This is a genomic window from Amycolatopsis sp. NPDC003861 (assembly GCF_053605405.1).
This window is the reverse complement of the sequence record NZ_JBSGJD010000007.1, coordinates 66,091-85,714: the sequence shown is the minus strand read 5'-3', so window position 1 is coordinate 85,714 and position 19,624 is coordinate 66,091. Positions and strand designations below refer to the sequence as shown.

The 19,624-nt window shown below is 72.0% G+C and carries 18 protein-coding genes and 1 pseudogene; 10 read left to right on the top strand and 9 right to left on the bottom strand.

All coding sequences use genetic code 11. From position 1 onward, the window contains the following. Positions 1 to 99 precede the first annotated feature (99 nt). Positions 100 to 1,197: a LuxR C-terminal-related transcriptional regulator gene (locus ACWEVN_RS03880; RefSeq protein ID WP_452050141.1), complete on the top strand. Its 1,098-nt coding sequence runs from the start codon at positions 100 to 102 to the stop codon at positions 1,195 to 1,197. On the opposite strand, the gene ACWEVN_RS03875 is transcribed toward ACWEVN_RS03880, so the two are convergent. Then, positions 1,163 to 1,453, bottom strand: a complete 291-nt coding sequence (locus ACWEVN_RS03875) for a hypothetical protein (protein ID WP_452050140.1) — start codon at positions 1,451 to 1,453, stop codon at positions 1,163 to 1,165. The genes ACWEVN_RS03880 and ACWEVN_RS03875 overlap by 35 nt on opposite strands. Before the next feature lie 271 nt (positions 1,454 to 1,724). Here ACWEVN_RS03875 and ACWEVN_RS03870 point away from each other — a divergent pair, with 271 nt between their 5' ends. From ACWEVN_RS03870 to ACWEVN_RS03840, 7 genes are all read left to right on the top strand, one after another. After that, positions 1,725 to 2,171, top strand: a complete 447-nt coding sequence (locus tag ACWEVN_RS03870) for a CBS domain-containing protein (RefSeq protein WP_449680908.1) — start codon at positions 1,725 to 1,727, stop codon at positions 2,169 to 2,171. A 16-nt stretch (positions 2,172 to 2,187) separates the two neighbouring features. Then, complete coding sequence (locus tag ACWEVN_RS03865; RefSeq protein WP_452050139.1) at positions 2,188 to 3,480, top strand: SLC13 family permease; 1,293 nt, start codon at positions 2,188 to 2,190, stop codon at positions 3,478 to 3,480. 136 nt (positions 3,481 to 3,616) lie between these two features. Then, positions 3,617 to 4,063: a nitroreductase family deazaflavin-dependent oxidoreductase gene (locus tag ACWEVN_RS03860; RefSeq protein ID WP_449680910.1), complete on the top strand. Its 447-nt coding sequence runs from the start codon at positions 3,617 to 3,619 to the stop codon at positions 4,061 to 4,063. Between the two features lie 183 nt (positions 4,064 to 4,246). Further along, a complete protein-coding gene (locus tag ACWEVN_RS03855) occupies positions 4,247 to 5,233 on the top strand; it encodes a zinc-binding dehydrogenase (RefSeq protein WP_452050138.1) in 987 nt (328 codons plus the stop codon). A 95-nt stretch (positions 5,234 to 5,328) separates the two neighbouring features. Continuing rightward, positions 5,329 to 6,309 (top strand): RNA polymerase subunit sigma-70, encoded by a 981-nt coding sequence (locus tag ACWEVN_RS03850; RefSeq protein WP_452050137.1) that lies wholly within the window; start codon positions 5,329 to 5,331, stop codon positions 6,307 to 6,309. A 149-nt stretch (positions 6,310 to 6,458) separates the two neighbouring features. Then, positions 6,459 to 10,340, top strand: a complete 3,882-nt coding sequence (locus ACWEVN_RS03845; RefSeq protein WP_452050136.1) for a glycoside hydrolase family 2 TIM barrel-domain containing protein — start codon at positions 6,459 to 6,461, stop codon at positions 10,338 to 10,340. A gap of 253 nt (positions 10,341 to 10,593) precedes the next feature. After that, the gene (locus ACWEVN_RS03840; RefSeq protein ID WP_452050135.1) at positions 10,594 to 10,875 is read left to right on the top strand and encodes a hypothetical protein; all 282 of its coding nucleotides are present in this window, start codon (positions 10,594 to 10,596) and stop codon (positions 10,873 to 10,875) included. 53 nt (positions 10,876 to 10,928) lie between these two features. Here ACWEVN_RS03840 and ACWEVN_RS03835 read toward each other — a convergent pair whose 3' ends face one another. Then, positions 10,929 to 12,299 carry an NAD-dependent succinate-semialdehyde dehydrogenase gene (locus ACWEVN_RS03835; protein WP_452050134.1) on the bottom strand — a complete coding sequence of 457 codons (1,371 nt, stop codon included), beginning with the start codon at positions 12,297 to 12,299 and terminating at the stop codon, positions 10,929 to 10,931. A gap of 218 nt (positions 12,300 to 12,517) precedes the next feature. On the opposite strand from ACWEVN_RS03835, the pseudogene ACWEVN_RS03830 reads away from it, so the two are divergent. Further along, positions 12,518 to 12,604, top strand: a pseudogene (locus ACWEVN_RS03830) (cobalt transporter); the annotation flags it as partial. A gap of 21 nt (positions 12,605 to 12,625) precedes the next feature. On the opposite strand, the gene ACWEVN_RS03825 reads toward ACWEVN_RS03830, so the two are convergent. Together ACWEVN_RS03825 and ACWEVN_RS03820 are read right to left on the bottom strand one after the other, a co-directional pair. Then, positions 12,626 to 13,276: an FMN-dependent NADH-azoreductase gene (locus ACWEVN_RS03825; RefSeq protein ID WP_452050133.1), complete on the bottom strand. Its 651-nt coding sequence runs from the start codon at positions 13,274 to 13,276 to the stop codon at positions 12,626 to 12,628. A gap of 38 nt (positions 13,277 to 13,314) precedes the next feature. After that, a complete protein-coding gene (locus tag ACWEVN_RS03820) occupies positions 13,315 to 13,647 on the bottom strand; it encodes a nitroreductase family protein (protein WP_452050132.1) in 333 nt (110 codons plus the stop codon). A gap of 140 nt (positions 13,648 to 13,787) precedes the next feature. Between ACWEVN_RS03820 and ACWEVN_RS03815 the strand changes: the two genes are divergently transcribed. Then, the gene (locus ACWEVN_RS03815; RefSeq protein ID WP_452050131.1) at positions 13,788 to 14,135 is read left to right on the top strand and encodes an HPF/RaiA family ribosome-associated protein; all 348 of its coding nucleotides are present in this window, start codon (positions 13,788 to 13,790) and stop codon (positions 14,133 to 14,135) included. A 62-nt stretch (positions 14,136 to 14,197) separates the two neighbouring features. Here the strand turns inward: ACWEVN_RS03815 and ACWEVN_RS03810 are convergent, their stop codons facing one another. The 5 genes from ACWEVN_RS03810 to hypF all read right to left on the bottom strand — a co-directional run bounded on the left by ACWEVN_RS03810 (position 14,198) and on the right by hypF (position 19,592). After that, positions 14,198 to 14,635, bottom strand: coding sequence for a pyridoxamine 5'-phosphate oxidase family protein (locus ACWEVN_RS03810; RefSeq protein WP_452050130.1), 438 nt, complete (start codon positions 14,633 to 14,635; stop codon positions 14,198 to 14,200). 259 nt (positions 14,636 to 14,894) lie between these two features. Further along, positions 14,895 to 15,941, bottom strand: coding sequence for a hydrogenase expression/formation protein HypE (gene hypE / locus ACWEVN_RS03805; RefSeq protein ID WP_452050129.1), 1,047 nt, complete (start codon positions 15,939 to 15,941; stop codon positions 14,895 to 14,897). Beyond that, positions 15,938 to 17,044: a hydrogenase formation protein HypD gene (hypD, locus tag ACWEVN_RS03800; protein WP_452050128.1), complete on the bottom strand. Its 1,107-nt coding sequence runs from the start codon at positions 17,042 to 17,044 to the stop codon at positions 15,938 to 15,940. The genes hypE and hypD overlap by 4 nt, the downstream gene beginning before the upstream one ends. Next, a complete protein-coding gene (locus ACWEVN_RS03795; RefSeq protein WP_452050127.1) occupies positions 17,041 to 17,301 on the bottom strand; it encodes a HypC/HybG/HupF family hydrogenase formation chaperone in 261 nt (86 codons plus the stop codon). Before ACWEVN_RS03795 ends, hypD begins: the two co-directional genes overlap by 4 nt. A 5-nt stretch (positions 17,302 to 17,306) precedes the next feature. Beyond that, entirely contained in the window at positions 17,307 to 19,592 is a 2,286-nt protein-coding gene (gene hypF, locus ACWEVN_RS03790) for a carbamoyltransferase HypF (RefSeq protein ID WP_452050126.1), read from the bottom strand. Between the last annotated feature and the right edge of the window lie 32 nt (positions 19,593 to 19,624).

Sequence of the window (19,624 nt, the reverse complement as noted above, 5' to 3'; positions counted from 1 at the left end):
CAATCCAGCGACACACTATGGTGGGCGCGTATATTCCGATCGGCCGAACTGATAAACCGATAATGCCGAAGGTGGGGGCGTTTGTCGTGACATCCGCTGATGACCACGGCGGTCGACGCCGTCCGGGCCTTGGACACCGGCGGCGGGAACACCGGACGCGTGCTGTGGCTGCTGGGCAACCGGGCCGGTGGCACCCTGGCGACCGAAATGCTGGACTACGCGGCCGGGCGCGCTCTCGCCGAGCGCCAGGTCCGGCTGGCGCGCGAGACCGGTGCGCTCGTCCAGCTGCAGTTCGCCCTCAACTTCCTGGCCAATCACGACCTGGTGGCCGGCGACCTGAGCGCGGCGCAGGCGCTCGTCGACGAGGACCGCCTGCTCGCCGAGGTCACCGGGGGCCGTCCGGTCGGGTACAGCGCGATCCTGCTCGCCGCTCTGCGCGGGCGGGACACCGCGGAGAGCGCGGTGGCGGCGGAGGAGGCGGCCGAGCGGGGCCAGGGCCGGGTCGTGCGGTTCGCCGGCTACGCGAACGCCGTGCTCGGCAACGGCCTCGGCCGCCACGACCGCGCCCGCGACGCGGCGCGGCGGGTGTTCGAGGACGACACCGTCGGCCACCAGGCCCTGGCGACGGCCGAGTTGGCGGAAGCCGCGTCCCGGACCGGGGACGACGGCCTCGTCGCCGCCGCGCTGGACCGGATGTCCGAACGAGCCCGCGCCACGCCGACGACCTGGGTCCGGGCGCTCGAAGCCCGGCTGCGGGCGTTGGCCGGGGAAACCCCGGACGAGTGCTACGCCGCGTCGATCGCGCTGCTCACCGGGACGCCGCTGCGCGTCGAACTGGCCCGCGGCCACCTGCTGTACGGCGAATGGCTCCGGCGCGAGGGACGGCGTGCCGACGCCCGGGAGCACCTGCGCACGGCCCACACCATGACGTCCGCGATGGGCCTCGACGCCTTCGCGGACCGCGCGCGCCGCGAGCTGCTGGCCACCGGTGAGACCGCGCGCAAACGCACGACGGGGACCACCGAGGAGCTGACCGCCCAGGAGCTCCAGATCGCGCGCCTGGTCCGCGAAGGCCTCTCCAACCCCGAAATCGGCACGAGGCTCTTCCTCAGCCCGCGCACCGTGGAATGGCACCTGCGCAACGTCTTCGGCAAGCTCGGCATCAGCTCACGGCGCCAGCTGCGCGACGCTCGGTGAGCTGCCGGGGGTCGGCCCGGCAGCTCACCGGCATCGTCGTGATCGGCGGTGGGTTCGTCGGCATCGAGGTGGCCGCCACCGCCGCGGCACCGGCGATCGCCGAAGCCGCCGATCGCCGGGCCGGTCGACCGTCCTGCGCTCCCGCGGCGAGCGGCTGGTCGCCGCGGAATGCGTGGTCCGGGCCGGACTGGTCGCGTTGCCTTGCCTGCCACTCGCCGCGCACCGCCGGTTTGCGCCGGCTGGTTCTTTGCGGCATCTTTGCGCGTGGTGTGCCGGGAAGTCTGGTCGGCCCTGCGTCCGGAGTGGGCGGAGGACCCGGCTCGAGGACGGATTTTCCATGGCGCTCTTACTCGCGTTCGGCGTCGTCCTGCTGATCAGGGCCTGCCTTTCCGGTGTCGCCGCGCGGACGGTACCGCTGTTCCTGCTCGCCGGTGCCCTCATCGCCCCTGCCGACCGGCCGTCAAGAAACCGACAGGAGGACCGGACAGTGCGCCGCGAACCGGGCGACGGGGTCGTACGCTGGGCTGATGCACGCTGTGGAGATGGCCGAGGAGTTCCCGGTCGTCGACCTGGACTCCGACGGGTTGACGGCGGTCCGGCTGCTGGCGGAACACCGCTTGCCGGGCATCGTGGTCACCGACGCCGCCGGCTGTCCGCAGTCGATCCTGCCCGCGTCCCAGGTGGTCCGGTTCCTCGTGCCGAGCTACGTCCAGGACGATCCGTCGCTGGCCGGCGTGCTGGACGAGTCGATGGCCGACCGGGTCGCGGACAAGCTGAGTGGCAAGCCGGTGCGGGCGCTGCTGCCGGAGAAGCCGTCGGAGCTGCCGCGGGTGCAGGCCGACGACACGATCGTGGAGGTCGCGGCGATCATGGCCCGCCTCCGCTGCCCGCTGGTCGCGGTGATGGAGGACAAGCAGCTGCTCGGCGTGATCTCCGCGTCCCGGCTGCTGGAGCTGGCGCTGGCGCGCGGCTGATCGTGGCGGCGGTGCGATGAGCACCGTCCTGGCCGTCGCGGTGTTCGTCGTCGCCTACGCCTTCATCGCCACCGAGAAGCTGCCGAAGACCGCCGTCGCCCTGGCCGGCGCCGGGGTCGTGCTGGCGTTCGGCGTGACCGATTCAGCCGACGCGTTCTACTCCCACGACACCGGCATCGACTGGGACGTCGTCTTCCTCCTGTTCGGGATGATGGTCATCGTCAGCGTGCTGCGCCGCACCGGGGTGTTCGAGTACGTCGCCATCTGGGCGGCCAAGCGCGCCAAGGGCTCCCCGTTGCGGATCATGGTCCTGCTGGTGCTGATCACGGCGGTCGCGTCGGCGTTCCTGGACAACGTCACGACCGTGCTGCTGATCGCCCCGGTCACGCTGCTGGTCTGCGACCGGCTCGACCTCAAGCCCACGCCGTTCCTCATCGCCGAGGTGCTGGCTTCGAACATCGGCGGCGCGGCGACGCTGATCGGTGACCCGCCGAACATCATCATCGGCAGCCGGGCCGGCCTGTCGTTCAACGACTTCCTGGTCAACATGACCCCGATCGTGGCGATCGAGCTGCTGGCGTTCGCGCTGGCGCTGCGCTGGGTGTTCCGCGGCTCGTTCGCCGTCGACCCGGCCCGGGTGGCCGGGATCATGCGGCTCAACGAGCGCGAAGCGATCCGGGACGGCGGCCTGCTGCTCAAGTGCGGCCTCGTGCTGCTCGGCGTGTTCGCGGCGTTCGTCGGGCACTCGCTGATCCACGTCGAGCCGTCGGTCGTGGCCCTGCTCGGCGCCGGTGTGCTGGTGGTCATCTCCCGCGTCGAGCCGGAGGACTACCTGGCCGGTGTCGAGTGGGAGACGCTGCTGTTCTTCGCCGGGCTGTTCGTCATGATCGGCGCGCTGGTGAAAACCGGAGTGATCGCCGACCTGGCGGAGCTGGCCGCGGACGCGACGGGCGGCAACGCGCTGTTCGCCGTGATGCTGATCCTCGTGGTCTCGACGCTGCTGTCCGGCGTGATCGACAACATCCCGTACGTGGCCACGATGAGCCCGCTGGTGCTGGCCCTGACCCAGGACATCCCCGACCCGACGCACTCCGAAGCACTGTGGTGGTCACTGGCCCTCGGCGCCGACTTCGGCGGCAACATGACCGCCATCGGCGCCAGCGCCAACGTGGTGATGCTCGGCATCGCCGCGCGGTCGGGCAGCCCGATCTCCTTCTGGGAGTTCACCCGCAAGGGCGCCCAGGTCACCCTGCTCACCGTGCTCATCGCCGCGCCCTACCTCTGGCTGCGCTACTTCGTGCTCGGCTGAGCCGGATCGCAAGGCAGTAGTCTGGAAGGGAGTGCCGGAGGCCGCTGCGAGCGTCGGGCATCCGGGCGAGGGGAGAGCTGACGGCTGTGGTCACCGACCTTCGCCGCGTCTCGGCCGGGGCCGCGCGGTGAACCCGGTGCTGCGGCTTGTCTTCCGCGCTCCGGTCCGGCTCTACGACCACGGGCTGGGCCGGTTGCTCGGCCGTCGGTTCCTGTGCCTGACCCACCTCGGCCGGAAGTCGGGCCGGAGGTACCGGACCGTGCTCGAAGTCGTCGGCAGCGCGGGCGAGGAGTACATCGTGGTCGCCGGGCTCGGCGCGGGAGCGGACTGGTTCCGCAACATCCAGGCACGGCCGCCGGTCGAGGTGATCGTCGGTAGCCGCCGGTTCCCGGCCGCGCACCGCGTCCTCGGCGAAGACGAGGCCGTCGCGGTCATCGCCGGGTACGAACACCGCAACCGCGTGGCCGCGCCGTTGGTGCGGTTCGCGCTGGGGAAGCTGCTGGGGTGGCGTTACGACGGCTCGGAACTCGCCCGGCGGAAGCTGGCCCGGCAGCTTCCCTTGGTCGGGCTCCGGCCGCGGTAGGTCCCTCCCGGCGGTCGGGCCGTTCGCGGGCGTACCGCAGTGCGGCCGAGAGCGGGAGGAAGGCCGCGATCCTGGCCGGCGCGGACCAGGCCGCCGATTCCTTCGCCCGCTCGATGCGGTCTCCATGTCCGGCCGACGGCCCGCCGCCGTGGCGGAACCGGCCGGGAAAGAGAGCCGATCGACGTGAACGTTCCCGCCACCATGCGCGCCTGGCACCAGACCTCGCTGAACGGCCCGCACGACATGCGCCTGATCACCGACGCACCGGTGCCCGGCCCCGGCCGCGGTGAAGTCCTGATCCGGGTCATCGCCGCCGGGGTCAACTTCGCCGACCTTTCGAAGGCCTGCGGCACGTTCGGGGACGGCCCCCGGCCGCCGTACCCGGCCGGGTTCGAAGCGGCCGGCGAGGTCGTCGCGGTCGGCGACGGGGTGGCGGGTCCGCCGCCGGGGACGCGCGTGATCGGCGTCGGCGACGGGGCCTTCGCCGAGTACCTGGTCCTGCCCGCGGCGGCCGCGATGCCGGTGCCGGCGGGCTGGAGCACTGAGCAGGCGCTGGGGCTGGCGGTGAACTGGCCCACCGCGCTCGCCGCGCTCAAGCCGCTGGGCCGGGTGGCGGCCGGCGAGACCGTGCTGGTCCACGCCGCGGCGGGCGCGACCGGCCAGGCCGCGGTCACGCTGGCCAAGCACTACGGCGCGACCGTCATCGGCACCGCCTCGCCGGGCAAGCACGAGACCGTGCGGGCCCTGGGTGCCGACCACATCCTGGACTCCCGCGACGACGACCTCGCCGCCGAAGTGCGGCGCCTGACCGGCGGTGCCGACCTGGTGCTGGAATCGGCCGGCGGCGCCACCTTCGGGGCGAGCCTGGCCGCGGCCAAGCCGGTCACCGGCCGTGTCGTCGTCTACGGACTGGCGGGCGGCGAAGCCCCGCTCACCAACCGGGAACTCGTGTACCGGTACCCGGTGCAGGTCATCGGCCTCAACATCGGCACCCTGATCGAGGCCGCGCCCCGGATCTTCGGCGAGGTCATGGGCGAGTTGTCCGCGCTCGTCGCGACCGGGGTCGTCAAGCCCGCACACCCGGTCACCTACGACCTGGCCGACGCACCCAAGGCCCTCGCGGCACTGGCCGCTCGGGAGACCATCGGCAAGCTGGCCCTGCTGCCATGACCGACGCCGGAAGCCTGCTGACCTGTGCTTCGATTCCTTTTCCGCGCTCCGCCGGTCGTATGCGGGGGAGTGTCGGCCGGAACGAGGAGCAACGCATGGCAAGCAGGCGACCCGCGGCCGTGCCCGGGCGGGAGCGGGAGCGGTTCGATGCCGAAACCGCGGGCTACCGCCGGGAACTGCTGGCGCACTGCTACCGCATGGCCGGCTCGGCGCACGACGCCGAGGACCTGGTCCAGGAGACCTACCTCCGGGCGTGGCGGTCCTACGCCGGCTTCGAGGGCCGCGCGTCGATCCGGTCCTGGCTCTACGCCATCGCCACCAACGTCTGCCTGACCGCGCTGGAACCGCGGCGGAACCGGGTGCTCCCGTCCGGCCTGACCGGTCCCCACGACGGGCCCGGACGCCCGCCCGTCCCGGCGGCGCCGGGCGAGGTGGCCTGGCTGGAGCCGATGCCGGACCACCGGGTCGTGGATCCGGCGGCGGCCGTGGTGACGCGCGAGTCCGTGCGGCTCGCGCTGATCGTCAGCCTGCAGCACCTGCCGGCGCGCCAGCGGGCGATCCTGATCCTGCGGGACGTGCTGGCCTTCACCGCGCCGGAAACGGCCCGGATCCTCGGCACCACGACGGCGGCGGTGAAGAGCGGTCTCCAGCGAGCCCGGGCCCGCCTGGACGACCTCGAACCACCGGCCGAGGACCTGCTCGAACCGGCCGACCGACGGGCACGTGCGTTGCTCGACGGCTACCTCGCCGCCTTCGAGCGCTCCGACGTCGGCCTGCTCGAGCAGGTGCTGCGCACGGACGCCACCCCGTTCCGCGACTGGTACGCGGGCCGGGCGAAGTGCCTGCACCTGCTCGGCACGTACGTCCTGGGAAAGCCGGGGGACTGGCGGATGAGCCCCACGACCGCCAACGGCCAGCCCGCCGCCGCCGTCCACCACCGGGACGCCGGCGGCGCGCTCCGGGCCCACGGCATCGTAGTGCTGACCCCGACGGTCACCGGGATCTCCCACGTGGTCGAGTTCCACGATCCCGCACTGGTCGCCCTGTTCGGTTTTCCGGACCTGCTCACGGACTGATCCGCCGGCCCGCGGTCACTCCGCCATTCCGGTGAACAACCATTGTCGAACAGAACTCAACATTCTGTCCGTTTGACTATGCGAAAGAACGTTGACTTCGCGGGGTGGGAAGGTAACGTTCTGCGCGTCGAAGAACGGGGTGGTTCACGATGTCGCACGAGTACCGTCGCGCGCTCAGCCGGCGCACTTTCCTGAGCGGTGGGGCCGCGTTGCTGAGCACGCTGGCGTTACCGGCGACGCTTTCGTCGCTGGCTTGCCCGGCCGTGGCCGCCACGCGGAGACCGGCCGCGCCGCCCAACGGGTTCCCCGAGTGGAACAACAACATCGGCATCTTCGACATCGGCAGCGAACCGCCGCACGCCACGCTCATGCCGTACGCCGACCTGGGGCAGGCGCTGGCCGGCGACCGCACCCGCTCGCCGTTCCGCCAGAGCCTGGACGGCGACTGGAAGTTCCGGCACGCCGACCGGCCGGACGCGCGGGACCCGGAGTTCTTCCGCGAGAACGTCGACGACAGCTCCTGGGCGACCATCCCGGTCCCGTCGAACTGGCAGCTGCACGGCTACGACTTCCCGATCTACGTCAACATCACCTATCCCTGGTGGGGCGCCAACGGGCAGAACGAGAACGCCCAGCCGCCGTTCGCGCCGACGAAGTTCAACCCGGTCGGCCAGTACCGGCGGACCTTCCAGGTCCCGGCCGGGTGGTCGGGCCGGCGGACGTTCCTGCACTTCGCCGGCGTGAAGTCGGCGTTCTACGTGTGGGTCAACGGCACGCTGCTCGGCTACCGCGAGGACTCCCGCACACCCGGCGAGTTCGACATCACCGACCACCTGAAGCCGGGGACCAACCAGCTCGCCGTGGAGGTCTACCGCTTCCCGGACGGCGACTGGCTGGAAGACCAGGACATGATCCGGCTGTCCGGCATCTTCCGTTCCGTGTACCTGTTCTCCACGCCGACGGTGCACCTGCGCGACTTCCGGCTCGACCCGGAGCTGCGTGACGGCTACACGAACGCCGACCTCGCCGTCACGGCGAGCGTGCGCAACTACGGGGGCGCGGACAACCGCACCTACACCGTGGAAACCCAGCTGTACGACGAAAACCGGCGACCGGTGTGGGGACAGCCGCTGCGGCAGCAGGTCGGGCTCGGCTCGGCGCCGGCCGGGCAGGACGTGACCGTGCGGGCGGCCCAGGGTGTCCGCGCACCGAAGCTCTGGTCGGCGGAGCAGCCGAACCTCTACACCGCGGTGCTCGTCCTGCGTGATCCGGGCGGGAAGCCGATCGAGACGCTCTCGGCCCGCGTGGGTTTCCGCGAGTTCGCGCTCACCGGCGGGCTGATGCGGATCAACGGTCAGCCGGTCAGCCTGCGCGGCACCAACCGGCACGAGGAGCACCCGGCCCGGGGCGGCGCGCTCACCCGCGCCGATCTCGTCGAGGACATCCGGCTGATCAAGCGGCTGAACATCAACGCCGTCCGCACGTCCCACTACCCCAACGACCCGGCCTGGTACGAACTGGCCGACGAGTACGGCCTGTACCTCGTCGACGAGGCGAACCTGGAGACGCACGGCGTCCGCGACCAGTACCCCGCTTCGAAGCCGGAGTGGACCGGCGCGGTGCTGGCCCGGGCCCAGGCGATGGTGCACCGCGACAAGAACCACCCGAGCGTGGTGATCTGGTCGCTCGGCAACGAAGCCGGTTCGGGCAGCAACTTCGCCGCGATGTACGACTGGATCCACTCCTACGACACGACCCGGGTGATCCAGTACGAAGGGGACGACCGGCCGGGCACCAGCGACATCCGCTCGCAGATGTACCCGACTCCGGTCGCGCTCGAGCAGCGGGCGCTCGACACGGCCGACACCCGGCCGTACGTCATGATCGAGTACGCGCACTCGATGGGGAACTCGACCGGGAACTTCAAGGAGTTCTGGGACGTCATCCGCGCGCACCCGGTACTGCAAGGCGGGTTCATCTGGGACTTCGTGGACCAGGGGCTGTACTGGCCGACACCGAAGCGCAAGCTGGTCACCGAGACCGGCCCCGCCGCTCTCACCGCGGAACTGGCACCCGCCGCGACGTTCGACGCCGGGCAGGGCCTGGCGGGAGCCGCGGTCTTCCCGCCCGCGCGGAGCCTGGACCTGACCGGTTCGGTGACCCTCGAAGCGTGGGTTACGGCCGGTGCGGTGGGCGGTCACCAGCCGATCGTCGCCAAGGGCGATCACCAGTACTCGCTCAAGCAGAGCGAGACCAATCTCGAGTTCTTCGTGTACTCCGGCGGCTGGATTTCGGCCACCGCACCGCTTCCCGCGGACTGGGTCGGCCAGGAGCACCACGTCGCCGGCGTCCTCGACCACGACGCGAAGACGCTGACGCTCTACGTGGACGGCAAAGCCGTGGCCCGGACCGGCACCGATCGCGTCCCGGACAGCACCGCCGCCCAGCTCGCGCTCGGCACCGACTACGAGAACCCCGAGCGGGTGTTCAGCGGCCGGATCCGGGGCGCGCGGGTCTACGCGCGGGCGCTGACCGCGGCCGAACTCGCCGCCGACCGGTCCCCGCAGGACCCGGCCGTCCGGTTCTGGTTCGACGCGGCCACCGCGGGCTACGCGGAGAAGCAGCCGGCCGAGCGGACTTACCTCTCCTACGGTGGCGACTGGGGTGACAACCCCAACGACGGCAACTTCTGCGCCAACGGCATCGTCACCGCCGACCGCCGGATCAGCGGGAAAGCCGTCGAGGTCAAGCACGTCTACCAGGCGATCAACGTCTCCGCGGGCGCCGACCTGCCCACCGGGCGGGTGACGATCACCAACGAGAACCTCTTCACTAACGTCACGGCCTACGACGGGGCCTGGGAACTGGTGAACGACGGCAAGGTCGTCCAGCGCGGCCGGCTCACGCCCGCCCAGCTCGACGTCCCGCCGCGGTCGAGCCGGCCGATCACCTTGCCGCTGCGCCGGCCCGGCCGGCCGGCCGGCGAGTACTTCCTCCGGTTTTCCTTCACCACCAAGGCACCCACGATCTGGGCCGAACGCGGGTTCGAAGTGGCGAAGCAGCAGCTGCCGGTCGATTTCGGCAGCCCCGCCGTCCCGCTGGTGCCGCTCGCGCAGGTGCCCGCGGCCACCGTGCGCGAGAACGACCGGAGCGTCGAGATCACCGGTGCCGGGTTCAGCGTGTCGATCGCCAAGGACACCGGGCTCATCACGGCCTACGAAGCCCACGGCGTCCGGCTCGTCACCTCCGGGCCGGTGCCGAACTTCTGGCGCGCGCCGACCGACAACGACGTCGGCAACGGCCACCCGAGCCGCGTCGCCACCTGGCGCTACGCGGGCACCGACCGGCACGTCACGGACGTCTCGGTCCGGCCGGGCCGGGCGGTGGTCGTCACGGTCACCGGCACCCTGCCGACCTCGGTGGCTTCGACCTACACCACGACGTACACGGTGTTCGGCCACGGCGAGATCCTCGTGGCGCACGACGTGCACCCCGGCTCACCGAACCTGCCCTACCTTCCCGAAGTCGGCTCGATCCTGTTCGTGCCCGGCGAGTTCGACACGCTGGACTACTACGGCCGCGGGCCCGAGGAGAACCACTGGGACCGCAAGACGGGGTCCGACGTGGGCGTGTACTCCTCGACGGTGGCGAAGCAGTGGACCGGCTACATCCGTCCCCAGGAGAACGGCAACAAGACCGACGTCCGCTGGATCGCGCTGACCAACCGGCGGGGTGTCGGGCTGCTGGCGAGTGGTGAGCCGGTGCTGGAGGTCAACGCGTCCCACTTCACCCCGGAGGACCTCTCGAGCGGCGCACTCCACGACTACCAGCTCACGCCGCGCCCGGAAGTGGTGCTGCGGCTGAACCACCACCAGATGGGCGTCGGCGGTGACGACAGCTGGGGCGCGCAGACGCACGACGAGTACAAGCTGTTCGCCAACCGGGATTACCACTACACCTACCGGCTGCGCCCGCTCCCGCGCCGGGACCAGGCCATGGAGCTGTCCCGGCGGCCGACGGCATCGGAGTGAGCGGCCGCGGGTGAGACCGGAGGTCCTCCCGACACGGAACGATCACGCCCGTCTACTGGGGTGACACCCGTGGGCGTGCGAATACGTCCGTGTGGGTGGCCGAAGTTACCCGGAGGTGTGGTTTTCGGGTGAGGTGCGCGCGAAGGCTCGCCAAGGTGCTCGATCGAAGGAATGATGTGACGACACTACGTCACCACTAGTGACGCCGGGCATCCGGAGCGGTGGTCTTTCGACAAGATGGAGGGTCGTCGGGATGAGTGCACATCAGCCCTTGCTCGGGATGCCGACCCATCGGCCCAGGCATGCCCGCCCGCAGCTGCGGTGGCGGTCCGCGATCATCTTGCTGGCCACGGCGGCTGTCATCGGGGTCGCGGATTCGTCGGTGGTGTCGATCGTGCTCAGCGTGGCTGTTGTGGTCGGTGTGGTGATCGGTGTGCTGTGCCGGCGGTCGATGCGCGCGGCGGCGAAGCTGGAGGAGATCCTCGAAAGCGAGCTTGCCGTGCGCGAGCCGCCGGGTCCCGCGGGCCGGCTCTAGCCCTCCGCCGAAGCGCGAATCGGGGCGGGGCGAGAACCCGGCCTCGGCGGCTCTCAGGCGATCCACACGGTCTTGGCGTTGACGAACGAGCGCGGGCCGAACCCGGCCAGTTCGCGGCCGTACCCGGAGTTCTTGACGCCGCCGAACGGGACCTCCGGCGTCGACTCGGTGAACTTGTTGAGGTACATCATCCCGGTTTCGACTTCGTTCACGAACCGCCGCTGCTCGGTCTCGTCGCGGGTCCAGGCGCTGCCGCCGAGGCCGAAGGTCGAGTCGTTGGCGATGCGGATGGCGTCGTCGACGTCGCGGGCGGTCCACAGCAGCGCGACCGGGCCGAAGAACTCCTCGCGGTGCCCGGGGGAGCCGTCGGGGATGCCGGCGAGCACGGTGGGCTCGAAGAAGTTGCCGGGCCGGTCGATCGGGTGGCCGCCGGTCAGCAGGCGCGCGCCCGCCGCGACGGTGTCCGACACCTGCTTGGCCAGCGTCTCGACGGCATCCGGGGAGGACAGCGGGCCGAGGTCGGTGTCCTCGGCCATCGGATCGCCGATACGCAGTCCCTCCATTGCGGACACCAGACGGCGGGTGAACTCCTCGGCGACCTGTTCGTGCACGATGAAGCGCTTGGCGTTGATGCACGACTGGGCGTTGTTGAGCATCCGCGAGGTGACCGCGCCGTCGACGGCGGCGTCGAGATCGGCCGAGGGCATGACGATGAAGGCGTCGCTGCCGCCGAGTTCGAGCACGCTGGGCTTGACGTTCTGCCCGGCGCGGGCGCCGACCTGCCGGCCCGCGGGCTCGCTGCCGGTCAGGGTCACGGCCCGGACGCGGTCGTCGTCGATGATCGCTTCGATCTTGCCGGACCCGACCAGCAGCGTCTGGAAGACGCCTTCGGCGAAGCCGGCGCGGCGCAGGACGTCCTCGATGGCCAGCGCCACCTGGGGGACGTTGGACGCGTGCTTGAGCAGGCCGACGTTGCCGGCCATCAGCGCGGGGCAGGCGAAGCGGAACACTTGCCAGTACGGGAAGTTCCACGGCATGACCGCGAGCACCGGCCCGAGCGGTTCGTAGCGGGTGAAGACGTTCGCGTCGGCGTCCCCGACGTCGTGGGGCTCGTCGGCGAGCAGGGCTTCGGTGTGCTCGGCGAACCAGCGGCAGCCCTTCGCACACTTGGCGACTTCGGCCTTGGCGGAGGCGAGCGTCTTGCCCATCTCGAGGGTGGCGAGCCGGGCCAGCTCGTCGGTTTCGGCTTCGAGGATGTCCGCGGCCCGCCGCAGCCGCTCGGCACGCTCGGCGAAGGAGGTGCGGCGGTGCTCGCGGAAGGCGGCCGCGGCGCGCGCGATCTTCTGCTCGACCTGCTCGTCGGTGAGTTCGTCGAAGGTGCGCATGGTTTCCCCGGTGGCCGGGTTGACGGACGCGATGGCCACGGGTGGCCTCCTCGGATCGGGGTGCGGTTCGCGGTCCGGGTTCCCGGAGGCGCCGAGGGGAAACCTGAGGTGTTCGGGTGGTCTCGCCGTCCAGACGCGTCGGGCTTCCAGTGGGGCCGTCGCAGCGACCGCGTTGCGCGCGCCGAAAGTCGCCGTCGGCGCGGAGTGCGTCCGGCCCGGTTCGGTCGTCGATACCGGGCATGGCCGCCGTGCGGCGGTTACTGCTCAACGCCTGGTTCGGCTGGTCGTGGGCCGACCCGTCGGTCGCACTGGTCATCGCCGCGGTGGCGGTCAAGGAGCGCCGGCGGACTGCGTCGACTACCTGCCTAGGCTGCGGCGTGCCGCGCGGCGGCCTTTCCCTTGGTCACCGCGTCTTCGAGAGCCTTCGCGCGGGATGCTTCGGCTTTCGGGACGAGTGCGGCCATGGCCGGGTGGAGGTGGGCCCTGGTGAGTTCGGGGACGATGAAGTCGACCCTCATACCCATGGTGCCGCCGAGGACGGCCGTCAGGTAGTTCCGGACGTAGTCGGTGCCCTCGCGGGGTGTGCCGGGTTCGTAGGAGCCGCCGCGGCTGGCGACGACGTGGACCGGGGTGCCGGCGACCGACGAGCCGGCGCCGGCGGTCCGCTCCGCGATGACCACGTGGTCCAGCCACGCCTTCAGCGTCGAGGGGATCGTGAGGTTGTACATCGGGGCGGCGATGAGGACGACGTCGGCGCGCTCCAGTTCCTCGGCCAGTTCGACGCGCCGGGCGAAGGCGGTGGCCTGTTCCGGGGTGTGGGTGGCCGGGTCGGTGAATCCGGCTTCGGCGCCGGCGGTGCCGAGGTGGGGAATCGGCTCGGCGGCGAGGTCGCGGTAGACGACGGTGCCGTCCGGGTGCTGCTCGTCCCACGCCTCCCGGAAGGCGGCGGTGACCGGCCGGGAGGCGGAGACGGACTCCGGCCAGACGGACGTGTCCAGGTGCAGCAAGGTGGCCATGACGAACTCCTGATCTGGTGAACGGAAGGGAAAGGTGGTCAGACGCCGACGAACGTGACGGTCTCGTCCAGCGGAGCCCGGGGTGTGCGGCAAGAGTCGGCCGCGGCGTCCTCGAACCCGATCGACAGGCCGCAGAAGAGGAGGAGTTCCTTCGGCGGCGCCAAGATTTCTGCGACGGTCTCGTGGAACTTCGCCCACGCCATCTGCGGGCAGCTGTGCAGCCCTTCGGCGCGCAGCAGCAGCATGACGGTCTGCAGGTACATGCCGGCGTCGGACCACTGGGGCCGGCACAGGTCACGGTCGAGGTAGCAGAACAGCGCGGCCGGGGCGCCGAAGCAGTCCCAGTTCGCCTCCGGTTCCCACCGTGGCACCGGGCCGGGGTGGGACGGGAGAGCCGGAGGGCCTCGTGTCCGGGGACTTCGGGTCACCGTCGCTGCCGGACGCCTTTGGTCCTCCCGGCCGGGGACTTCCGGACCTGGGACCGCACGTGCGCGGCGAAGACGATCGGGGCATGGAGATCAGGATCAACACCAGCGGGAACGTCCACGGCGGCGACGACCTGGCCCAGCGCCTCGAAACCGAGCTGACGACGGTACTGGCGCGGTTCTCGGGGGAGATCGGCACCCTGCAGGTGCACGTCGGCGGCGACGCGAACCCCGGCAGCCGGCACCGGCGGTGCGTGCTGGAGGCGCATCCCGCCGGCCAGGCACCCGTCGTCGTCACGAACGAAGCCGGATCGGTGCTCGAAGCGTGCCACGGGGCTGCGCGCAAGCTGGAAAGCGTGCTCGAGACCAAGTACGGCCGGACCCGCCACCGCAAAGGCGGGGAGACGATCCGGCGGCCGCGGGCGCACCACTAGCGTCCGCGCCGGTCACCTCGCGAGCGGGCGTGGCGGCACGCCGGGACTGCGGCCGTCCGGCTTCACGGCACGCCCGATTCGGTCGCGTCGTCGGCGTCCGGCCGCAGGGCGATCCGCCGCCCGTCGATCCGGTCGAGGCCGATCCGCAGCAGACGGTCCCGCGGCGGGGGAGCCCACGAGCGCAGGCCGGGGCCGAACTGGGCCGCCACGATCGCGACGTCGGTGACCAGGGCGGCCACCCCGGTGACGATCACGCTCCAGCCGGTGTGGTCGCCGGGGTCGTAGGCGTCGGCCTCGAAGGTGACCGCCTGGCCGTCGATCCGGTCGGCCCAGGAGTTCCGGCCGGAGCGCAGCCAGACCGCGTCGCCGGTCACGGTGAAGTTGACCGGCCGGATCACCTGCCGCCCGTCGCGGACGAAGGCGACCCGGCCGAGCGGGACCGAAGCGAGCAGCGCGCGGCAACGGTCGTGACTCAACGCGTGGATCTGCGAAGTGCTCATCGGCGGCGTCCTGGGATAGCAGGTTCGGGTGAACCAGCCCAGGCTGCGCCGGGTGGCGCGGGAACCCCAGGGGCCGAGGTCACCGGGCGGCGGGACCGAAGTCCGCGGGCCCGGTAAGGCGTTCGTGAGCGCACTAGTGTCGCGCGTCGCAGGTTCTTCGACGTTCGGGCCGATGCGCCCCAAGGCAACCTTTGGGGCGGGTTGCGCCCGGGGCCGCTGTCAACCTTTCATCGGGCGCGTGGCGGCGCTGGTAGCCGGCTCAGCAGATCCGGGGCAGCTGCTCGCCGATCAGCATGTCGACCACCCGCGTCGAACCGACGAGAGTGCGGGCGAAGACACGAGCCGGTCCGCCGGGCGGGCCGACCATGCCGATCGCCCGCGCTTCGCGGCCGGCCGGGTCCGCGCGCATCGCCGCCAGTACGGCGTCGGCGGCCGCCGGGGCGACGAACGCGACCAGGCAGCCTTCGTTGGCCACGTGCAGGGGATCGAGGCCCAGCAGCTCGCACGCCGAGGCCACCGCGGCCGGCACCGGGAGCCCGGGCTCGTCGATCTCCACCGTCACGTCCGAGCTTTCGGCGAGCTCGTTCAGCGCCGAGGCGAGGCCACCGCGCGTCGGGTCGCGCAGGGCGTGGACGTCGTGGCCGCCCGCTTCGACCATCGCCGCGACGAGCCGGTGCAGCGGGCGGCTGTCCGAACGGATGTCCGCTTCGAAACCGAGGCCTTCGCGGACGCTGAGGATCGCCGTCCCGTGGGCGCCGATCGGGCCGGACAGCAGGACGACGTCGCCGGGCACACCGCCCGCCGCTGTGGGGGTCGCGGACGGCAGCCGCCTGCCGATGCCGGTGGTGGTGAGGTAGCAGCCGTCGGCGGCGCCGCGGCCGACCACCTTCGTGTCGCCGGTGACGACGCGGACGCCGCAGTCGCGCGCCGCGGCGGCCACCGAAGCCGTGATTTCGCGAAGCTCGGCGAGCGGCAGACCCTCTTCCAGCACGTACGCCAGCGTCAGCGCGATCGGTCGCGCGCCGCGCATCGCGAGGTCGTTGACGGTGCCGTGAACCGCCAGCGAGCCGATGTCGCCGCCCGGGAAGAAGCGGGGCGTGACCACGAAGCCGTCCGTGCTGACGACCAGCTCCCCGCCGATCAGCGCGGCGTCTTCGAGCGGGCCGGGCTCACCCAGCTCGCCGGCGATCACGGTCGTGATCAGATCGGCCATCAGCCGGCCGCCGGACCCGTGGCCGAGCAGGATTCGTTCGGTCTCGGTACCGGGGAGCGGGCAGGTGAGCCGCTCCGGGTCGATGGTGGTCATCGTGCCTCCACAGTGGACTTCCGGCGGCCCGCGTGGTGGAAGGCCGCGCACGTGCCTTCGGTGGACACCATCGGTGCGCCGAGCGGGGTGAGCGGGGTGCAGCGGGTGCCGTAGGCGGGGCAGTCGGTGGGGATCGCGGTTCCCCGCAGGATTAGCCCGGCAATGCAGTCCGGGTGCTCGACCGCGGGTGTCCCGCCGGTCGGGAAGCGCGCTTCGGCGTCGAAGGCGGCGAACTCGGGGGTGAGTACCAGCCCGCTCGCCGGGATCGGGCCGATCCCGCGCCAGGTACGCTCGCCGACCCGGAAGACCCGGCGCACGGCCTGCTGCGCGGCGGTGTTGCCCTCCCGCCGGACGGCCCGCGCGTACTGGTTCTCCACGGCCGCGCGCCCGGCTTCGAGCTGCTGCACCGCCATGACGATGCCTTCGAGCAGGTCCAGCGGCTCGAACCCGGTGACCACGATGGGCACCTGGTAGCGCTGGGCGATCGGCTCGTACTCGGTCCAGCCCATCACCGCGCAGACGTGCCCGGCGGCGAGGAAGGCCTGCACCTGGTTGTCGGGGGCGTCCAGGATCGCCGTGATCGCGGGTGGCACCAGGACGTGGCTCACCAGCACGGAGAAGTTTTCGAGATCGGTGGCGGCCGCGTGCAGCACGGCCATGGCGTTGGCCGGCGCGGTGGTCTCGAACCCGACGGCGAAAAAGACGACCTGCCGGTCCGGGTGCTCGCGGGCGATTCGGACCGCGTCCAGCGGGGTGTACACGACCCGGACATCGCCGCCGCGGGCCTTCACGCCGAGCAGGTCGCCCGCGGTGCCAGGCACCCGGAGCATGTCGCCGTAACTGGTGAAGACCACGTCCGGGCGGGCCGCGATGGCGACCGCGGCGTCGATCGTCGCCAGCGGGGTGACGCAGACCGGGCAACCGGGGCCGTGGATCATCCTGATGCCCGCCGGCAGCAGCTCGTCGATGCCCTGACGGACGAGCGTGTGCGTCTGGCCGCCGCAGACCTCCATGATTGCCCACGGCCGGGTGGCCGTCGCCCGCAGTTCGGCCAGCAGCCGGCGGGCCAGGACGGGGTCGCGGTACTCGTCGAGGTACTTCACGACGCGAACTCCGGCCCCAGTTCGCCGGCCAGTGCGTCGGGGATCGCGCGGAGCACGGCCAGCGTCCGGGCGGCTTCGGCCTCGTCGACCTGGCTGATCGCGAACCCGACGTGCACGATCACGTAGTCGCCCACCCCGGCTTCGGGGGTGTAGGCGAGGCACACCGGCCGCCGCACCCCGTCGAAGTCGACGGTGCCCATGAGCAGGGCCGGGCCGTCGGTCAGCGCGACGATCCGGCCGGGTACCCCGAGGCACACCGGGCTCACCTCCCGTTCATCCGGGCGCAGGCGATCGCTGCCTGGCCGTAGCTGATGCCGCCGTCGTTCATCGGGACGCGCGCACCGGTCAACGGCCGCAGGCCCGCGGCGGTGAGCCCGTCGACGACGTTCGCGGTGAGCAGGCTGTTCTGGAAGACGCCACCGCCGAGACAGACGACGTCGGTCCCCGCGGCGTCGGCGGCCTTCACCGCGAGCGTGACGACGACTTCGGCGATGGTGCGGTGGAACCGCGCGGCCACCTCCCCGGCCGGGACGTTCGCCGCGGACTGCAGTGCGTCGCGGAGGGTGGGGACCGGGTCGTACACCCAGAGGCCGTCCCGCTCGTGCAGCTCCCATTCGAGCGCTTTCCGCGCGTCGTACGGCAAGGCCGCCGCTTCCAGGCGGATGGCCGCTTCGCCCTCGTAGCTGTTGTCGTCGCAGAGGCCGAGCAAGGCGCTGACGGCGTCGAAGAGCCGTCCGGCGCTGGAGGCACGCGGACAGTTGACGTCCCGCGCGATCATGGTGCGGACGACCGCGAGTTCCTGACTGTCCACTCGGGTCAGCAGGGAGCCGGCGAGGTGTCCGGGCACGGTGTCGTCGAAAGATTCGGCCCCGTAGAGGTAACCCAGCGCCATCCGAGCCGGGCGCCGCACCGCGGCCGCGCCACCCGGCAGCGGGGCCGTGGCGAACCGGGCGAACCGCCGGAACTCCCGGTAGCCCGCGAGCAGGACTTCACCACCCCAGAGCGTTCCGTCGTCGCCGAGCCCGAGCTCGTCGAGCGCGACCCCGACGAACGGTGTCGAGACGCCGTGTTCCGCGGCGGTCGCCGCGACGTGGGCGTGGTGGTGCTGCACACCGATCCGGCGTCCGGCGGGCCAGCGCCGGGCGTGCTGCGTGGACAGGTAGCCCGGGTGCAGGTCGTGGGCGCACCACACCGGTTCGGCGTCGAGCCAGCGGACCAGGTCCGCGGCGGTGCATTCGAACGCGGCGAGCGTGCGGGCGTCCTCCAGGTCCCCGGTGTGCGGGCCGAGGTGGGCCAGGCCGTCGCGGGCGAGCGCGCAGGTGTGCTTGAGCTGCGCGCCGAGGGCCAGCAGCGGTTCCGGGGCCGCGAAGGGCAGCGGCAGCGGCGCCGGCGCGTACCCGCGGGCCCGCCGGATCGTCGTGGTGCGGCTGTGCCGGGGCCGCACGACGGAGTCGTCGGATCGGGACCGGATCGGCCGGTCGTGGGCGAGGACGCCGTCGGTCACCGGCCCGAGGGTGGCGAGCGCCTCGGCGTCGTCGACGACCATCGGGCCGCCCGCGCGGTTGCCGCTCGTGACGACCAAGGGACGGCGGAGCTCGGCCAGCAGCAGGTGGTGCAGCGGGGTGGTCGGGAGGAACACGCCGATCTCGGCGAGGCCGGGTGCGATGCCCTCGGCCAGCGGTGCGCCGGGGCGGCGGGGGAGCAGGACGATCGGCGCCGCGGCCGAAGTGAGCACGGCGGCAGCTTCATCGTCCACTTCGGACAGCAGACGGACGTCCCCGAGGCTGCCGGCCAGAACGGCGAGCGGCTTGGCGGGCCGGTCCTTGACCTGCCGGATCCGGCGCACCGCGGACTCGTCGTCGGCGTCGCAGACCAGCTGGTAGCCGCCGAGCCCTTTGACCGCGACGATCCCGCCGCCCGCGACGACGGTGCAGGCGGCGGCGAGGGCGTCTTCGCTGTGCACGTCCGGCGTCCAGCTCAGTCGCGGACCGCACGTGGGGCAGGCGATGGGTTCGGCGTGGAACCGCCGGTCCGCCGGGTTCCGGTACTCGGCCGCGCACGCCGCGCACAGCGGGAACGAGTGCATGGTGGTCCGGCTGCGGTCGTAGGGCAGCCGCTCGAGGATGGTCGCGCGCGGGCCGCAGGCGGTGCAGGTGAGGAACGGGTAGCGGTAGCGGCGGTCGGCCGGGTCGAACAGCTCGCGGACGCAGTCGGCGCAGGTCGCCAGGTCCGGGGGCACCTCACCGCCGCGGCCTTCGACGCTGGCCGCGACACGGAAGCCGGGGCCGAGCGTCACCCGGTCGGTCAGCCTGGTGACGTCGATGCCGGTGACACGGGCCTGCGGTGGCGCACAGGTGGTGAGCCCGGCGACGAAGTCGGCCACCCGGCCGCCCGCCGCGCGGATCACGACGTGGCCCCCGGCGTTGCGCACGTCGCCGCCGACGCCCAGCTCGGTGGCCAGGCGGTGGACGAACGGCCGGAACCCGACACCCTGCACGGTTCCGCGCACGTCGATCCGCACCCGGTCACCGCCCGGTGTCTCCGCCATCCCGCCTCCCGCGTCCGGACCACACGGTTCCC

What these genes read in the sequence shown, in the direction of transcription:
- ACWEVN_RS03815 (WP_452050131.1), top strand. Translation starts at nt 13,788, where the DNA reads ATGGAGATCAGGATCAACACCAGCGGGAACGTCCACGGCGGCGACGAC.
- hypE (WP_452050129.1), bottom strand. Translation starts at nt 15,941, where the DNA reads ATGACCACCATCGACCCGGAGCGGCTCACCTGCCCGCTCCCCGGTACC.
- ACWEVN_RS03880 (WP_452050141.1), top strand. Translation starts at nt 100, where the DNA reads ATGACCACGGCGGTCGACGCCGTCCGGGCCTTGGACACCGGCGGCGGG.
- ACWEVN_RS03875 (WP_452050140.1), bottom strand. Translation starts at nt 1,453, where the DNA reads ATGCCGCAAAGAACCAGCCGGCGCAAACCGGCGGTGCGCGGCGAGTGG.
- ACWEVN_RS03865 (WP_452050139.1), top strand. Translation starts at nt 2,188, where the DNA reads ATGAGCACCGTCCTGGCCGTCGCGGTGTTCGTCGTCGCCTACGCCTTC.
- ACWEVN_RS03840 (WP_452050135.1), top strand. Translation starts at nt 10,594, where the DNA reads ATGAGTGCACATCAGCCCTTGCTCGGGATGCCGACCCATCGGCCCAGG.
- ACWEVN_RS03870 (WP_449680908.1), top strand. Translation starts at nt 1,725, where the DNA reads ATGCACGCTGTGGAGATGGCCGAGGAGTTCCCGGTCGTCGACCTGGAC.
- ACWEVN_RS03850 (WP_452050137.1), top strand. Translation starts at nt 5,329, where the DNA reads ATGGCAAGCAGGCGACCCGCGGCCGTGCCCGGGCGGGAGCGGGAGCGG.
- ACWEVN_RS03810 (WP_452050130.1), bottom strand. Translation starts at nt 14,635, where the DNA reads ATGAGCACTTCGCAGATCCACGCGTTGAGTCACGACCGTTGCCGCGCG.
- hypF (WP_452050126.1), bottom strand. Translation starts at nt 19,592, where the DNA reads ATGGCGGAGACACCGGGCGGTGACCGGGTGCGGATCGACGTGCGCGGA.
- ACWEVN_RS03825 (WP_452050133.1), bottom strand. Translation starts at nt 13,276, where the DNA reads ATGGCCACCTTGCTGCACCTGGACACGTCCGTCTGGCCGGAGTCCGTC.
- ACWEVN_RS03845 (WP_452050136.1), top strand. Translation starts at nt 6,459, where the DNA reads ATGTCGCACGAGTACCGTCGCGCGCTCAGCCGGCGCACTTTCCTGAGC.